Origin of the sequence: uncultured Thermus sp., assembly GCF_938010445.1 — a bacterium.
Taxonomy (GTDB): domain Bacteria; phylum Deinococcota; class Deinococci; order Deinococcales; family Thermaceae; genus Thermus; species Thermus altitudinis.
The window spans coordinates 1-3712 of record NZ_CALLUR010000122.1; the positions used below are offsets into that span (position 1 = coordinate 1).

At 64.7% G+C, this 3712-nt stretch carries 6 protein-coding genes; all 6 read right to left on the reverse strand.

Annotation, left to right across the window (positions count from 1 at the left end; genetic code table 11):
* Window positions 1–195, reverse strand: a 195-nt coding sequence (locus tag Q0693_RS06930) for a metal-sulfur cluster assembly factor (protein WP_298630241.1), incomplete at its 3' end; no start/stop codon positions are given.
* Window positions 192–1343: a hypothetical protein gene (locus tag Q0693_RS06935; RefSeq protein ID WP_298630243.1), complete on the reverse strand. Its 1152-nt coding sequence runs from the start codon at window positions 1341–1343 to the stop codon at window positions 192–194. The genes Q0693_RS06930 and Q0693_RS06935, both read right to left, overlap by 4 nt.
* 56 nt (window positions 1344–1399) lie before the next feature.
* Window positions 1400–2248 carry a protoglobin domain-containing protein gene (locus Q0693_RS06940; RefSeq protein ID WP_298630245.1) on the reverse strand — a complete coding sequence of 283 codons (849 nt, stop codon included), beginning with the start codon at window positions 2246–2248 and terminating at the stop codon, window positions 1400–1402.
* Complete coding sequence (locus Q0693_RS06945) at window positions 2245–2682, reverse strand: hypothetical protein (RefSeq protein WP_243030762.1); 438 nt, start codon at window positions 2680–2682, stop codon at window positions 2245–2247. The genes Q0693_RS06940 and Q0693_RS06945 overlap by 4 nt, the downstream gene beginning before the upstream one ends.
* A gap of 12 nt (window positions 2683–2694) precedes the next feature.
* Window positions 2695–3519 (reverse strand): DUF2249 domain-containing protein, encoded by an 825-nt coding sequence (locus Q0693_RS06950; RefSeq protein WP_298630247.1) that lies wholly within the window; start codon window positions 3517–3519, stop codon window positions 2695–2697.
* The gene (locus Q0693_RS06955) at window positions 3492–3710 is read right to left on the reverse strand and encodes a DUF2249 domain-containing protein (RefSeq protein ID WP_243030764.1); all 219 of its coding nucleotides are present in this window, start codon (window positions 3708–3710) and stop codon (window positions 3492–3494) included. Before Q0693_RS06955 ends, Q0693_RS06950 begins: the two co-directional genes overlap by 28 nt.
* Between the last annotated feature and the right edge of the window lie 2 nt (window positions 3711–3712).

Consider the following 3712-nt stretch of genomic DNA (forward strand, 5'->3'; position numbering starts at 1 on the left):
TAGGGCCTGGCGCACCGCATCCCCCATGCTGTCGTGCAAGGGGCAGCCTGGGGTGGTCAGGGTCATGCGCACGTAGGCCCTGGGCGGCTCCACCTTGAGCTCGTAGATGAGCCCCAGGTTCACCACGTCCAAGCCCAGCTCCGGGTCGTAAACCGTCCGCAATAGGTTCCAAGCCTGTTCCTCCAACGGGTTCATCGCCGCATCACCTCCACCAGGGCATAGGCATGGGGGAAAACCCCCATGAAGTAGACCCACCCCGCCCAAGGCAGCAAGGGAAGAAGCAAGGCCCCTAGGGCCAGAAGCCCCCCCGCCAGATACCCCGCCTTCTCGGGCAGCATCTCCTTGAGCATGGGGACCTTCTCCTTTCCTGCCTTGGGAGCATACCGGTGGGTCCAGACCAAAAAGGGCAGGATCTTGTAGAGCATTCCCGTTACCACCAGCCCCACGAAGCCCAAGGCGAACCAAAGGGCAGCCCAGACCGGGTCAAAGGGCAGGGCCAGGAGGGCCAGGCCCAGGAAGAAGAGGCCCAGGAGGTAGTGCCGCACCCCGATATCCAGGGCCTTCTTCATGCGGTTTCTGAGGATGCGCCAGGTGTCGTAGAGGGCGAGGGCATAGGCCAGAAGGAGGAGGAGATAGCCCAACCTCTCCCCCATGGCCAGACCCAGAAGCCCCAGGTTGGCGGCCCAAAGAAAGTGCCCCAGGATGCGCTCGTCCACACCATGGGTGAGCGTGAACATGGACACAAGTTTGTACCCTACCCCCAGGATGGAAAGGAGGAAAACCCCACCTAAGCCCGCCAGGAGGTGCCAAGCAAGCCTTTCCGGGTCGTAGAAGCCATAGCGCTGGGAAAGGGCCTGCAAAAGCCCCAAGAGTGGGGTGAGGATCAGGTAAAAGACCACCCAGGCCAAGGCGGTGGCCACCCGGTTCCAGCGGGGAGCCTGGCGGAAGGTGAGGTAGGCGTGGTAGGCAAAAAGGAAGAGGGCCAAAAGCACCAAGGCCCCGCCGGCAGGCACCAGGGAAGGAGCCTGGGCAAAGCCCCAGGCCAGCAAGGCGGTCCCAAGCCCCCAAAGGGCCATCACCGGATACCCCCACTCCGGGCGGTAAAGGGGCGCCTCGAGGACCACGGGCAGAAGCTGATGCATGGCCCCAAGGAGTACCCCCACCCCGAAGCCCAAAAGGAAGAGGTGGGCTAGGGCCAAACCCCAAGGATGCCGGGGTAAGGAAAGGGCCTCGGGGTGAAGGGCCAGGAGGAAGCCGGCCACCAAGAAGAACCCCTCCCCCAAGAAGACAAAGCCGGCGGGGATGGAGAGGGGGATCACACGGTTATGGGCGGTCACCCACATCGGCTTAATCCTGAGCCACCCCCTGGGGATTGGCCATGACCCAGGTCAATGCCCCCTCAGCGGCCCGGGGGCAGAAGGGTGAGGAGGTCCCCCTCCCGCAACGGGGTGGCCAGGCCCTCGAGGTAGCGCACATCCCGGCCGTTGAGGAGGACCGTCCAACGAGGCCGAAGACGCCAGAGGGTCTTGGGTTCCAACCAAAGCCCCGCCTCCTCCTCGGCGGCCAGGGCCTCCAGGGCCAGGTCCCTGAGGGCGGGGTTCACGGCGAAAGCCTTGAAGAGCGCCTCTCCCACGCTTCCCGCCCGCAAGGAAAGGGGCCTGGGCAAGGCGGGGTGGGCCAGGCCCAAGGCCTGAAGGCGCACCGCCGTCTTGCCCTCCCTCAGGGCCGAGGCAGCGTCAAATCCTTTGCGCATCACCTCCTCCTGGGCGGCGAGGTAGACCAGCCAGGGACGCACATCCCGCACCCTTTCCGCCACATAGCGCCCTACCTGGGCGAAGGAAAGGCCCACGTATTCAGGGGGAATCAGAGCCTCCTTGGGGCCCAAGCCCCCGTGCCAGAGCCCCGCCCGGTACACCTCCCGGGCGAACTCCACCGAGGTGTCCACCCCGATGGTACGGGCCAGCCAGGTGGCGAAAAAGGCCCGCCTTAGGTAGAGTTCCTCTTCCCTAACCCTCCCCTCCCATCCCAGGGCCCGGGCGGTGCCGGGATGGCGGCTGAGGTGGTCGTAGACCCCGGCCACAAAGGAAGCGGCGCCCTCGAGAAGCCTCTCCGCATCCAGGCGCATAGCCTTCTTCTCCTCCTCCCCCAACCCGCCGAAGGCCAGCAGGTCAGCCAAGACCTCCTCGGGCAGAGGCGGCAGGTCCAGGATGAGGACCTCCACCTCGGAAAAGGTAACCGCTGGCTTCATCCTCCCCTCCTTTCCCTCTCCTCGCGCATTTTCCTCAGCATATCCCCCGTGACCACCCGCCTACGCATGGCCAAGGCGAAGACCAAGGTGGCGAGAAGCTGAAAGAAAGCGGAAAGCCCAAGCCAAGGGCGCAGTCCCTCCTGGCCCAGCAGGTGGAGGGGTTCTAGGACCAGCCTAAGAAGGAGGCCTGCGTTGAGGAGGAAGAAGGTGAGGGCCTCAAGGGCCTCCTGCCTCAAGCCCCCGGGCCTCGGCATCATCCAATAAGCTACCCCCATGACCATCTGCAGGAAGAAGCCCACCAGCCCAGCGTGCACGTGGGAGGGCCTGAAGGGCCCCACCAGCCCTGGGAAGAAGTAGAAGAGCGTCCCCAAGAGGGCGGTGTAGATGAGGTACAGGAGTGCCGCCCGAACGAAGAGGAAGTGCCAGAAGCCCATGGGCCTTGGGGCCTATCCCCCTTTTCGGATCAGGATCTTCACCTGCCCCGGGCCCAGGTCCTTGAGCAAGTAGGCGTGCCCTTCCTCCTCGAGGCGGGCCAGGAGGTGCACGGGGCGGCGCACGTGGTGGACCAGAAGCTTCTCCCCCGGCTTTAGCTGGGCGAGGGCCTCCAGCACCCGCATCATGGGCAAGGGGGGCTCGAGGTTCTCCTCAATGTAGACCTCCGCCTGATAGCTTGCCCAATCGGCCTCGCTTAAGGAGGTAGGGCCGGGAAGCGTCTCCCAGCCCTCACCCCCCTCCTGGCGGTAAAAGTGGACCCGGTAGTGCTTTTCCCCAAGCCGTTCGCACCAAGCCAAAAAGCCTTGCTTCCCCAGGACCCTGTAAAGGGGAATGGGCTCGAAAAGCACCTCCAAAACCAGCCTCTCCCCGGGCTTTACCTCCTGGGCCGCCGTCATGATGGCCTGGAAGGGCTCCCCACCCTGTTCCAGGATGGGCCGCACATCCAACCGAAATCCCACGGGAGCGGAAACCCAGGAAGGAGGTGGGGTGCCAAGGAGGCTTTCCACATCCTTGGCCTCCAGCACTTCTGGCCTGGCCTCCACCCCTAGGGCCCGGTTTAACCGGGCCACCAGCTCCTCCGGCTCTAACCCCCCCATCCTGGCCGCCTGGGCCACGGTGACCAGGTTGGGCATGGTCTTGCGCAGGATGGGGTTCCTGAGCTTTTGGAAGGCCGGGCTTGCCTCCACCAGAACCGGAAGGAGCTCTGGCCAACGCCTCAAGACCTCGGCCACCTTCATCTCGGGCCGGACTACCTCTTGCCGATCCTCACCCGCCATACCTCCGGGCCCTCCTCCAGGTACGCCCAGTCCACCTGCCCCGGCCTTTCCGCCAGGAGCTGGTAGTAAAGGGGCTTAGGGTCATGGTCGTTGATCAGGACGAAACCCTCCCCAGGCCTTAGGCTGTCAAAAAGGGCAAAAATCCTGGGGTGCCGTTCCCGCGGGGGTAGCGTGCGCACATCCAGCTCCATGC

Bases quoted from the DNA above. Each gene is read 5' to 3' on its own strand.
- Q0693_RS06945 (WP_243030762.1), bottom strand. From the start codon at position 2,682: ATGGGCTTCTGGCACTTCCTCTTCGTTCGGGCGGCACTCCTGTACCTC.
- Q0693_RS06935 (WP_298630243.1), bottom strand. From the start codon at position 1,343: ATGTGGGTGACCGCCCATAACCGTGTGATCCCCCTCTCCATCCCCGCC.
- Q0693_RS06950 (WP_298630247.1), bottom strand. From the start codon at position 3,519: ATGGCGGGTGAGGATCGGCAAGAGGTAGTCCGGCCCGAGATGAAGGTG.
- Q0693_RS06940 (WP_298630245.1), bottom strand. From the start codon at position 2,248: ATGAAGCCAGCGGTTACCTTTTCCGAGGTGGAGGTCCTCATCCTGGAC.
- Q0693_RS06955 (WP_243030764.1), bottom strand. From the start codon at position 3,710: ATGGAGCTGGATGTGCGCACGCTACCCCCGCGGGAACGGCACCCCAGG.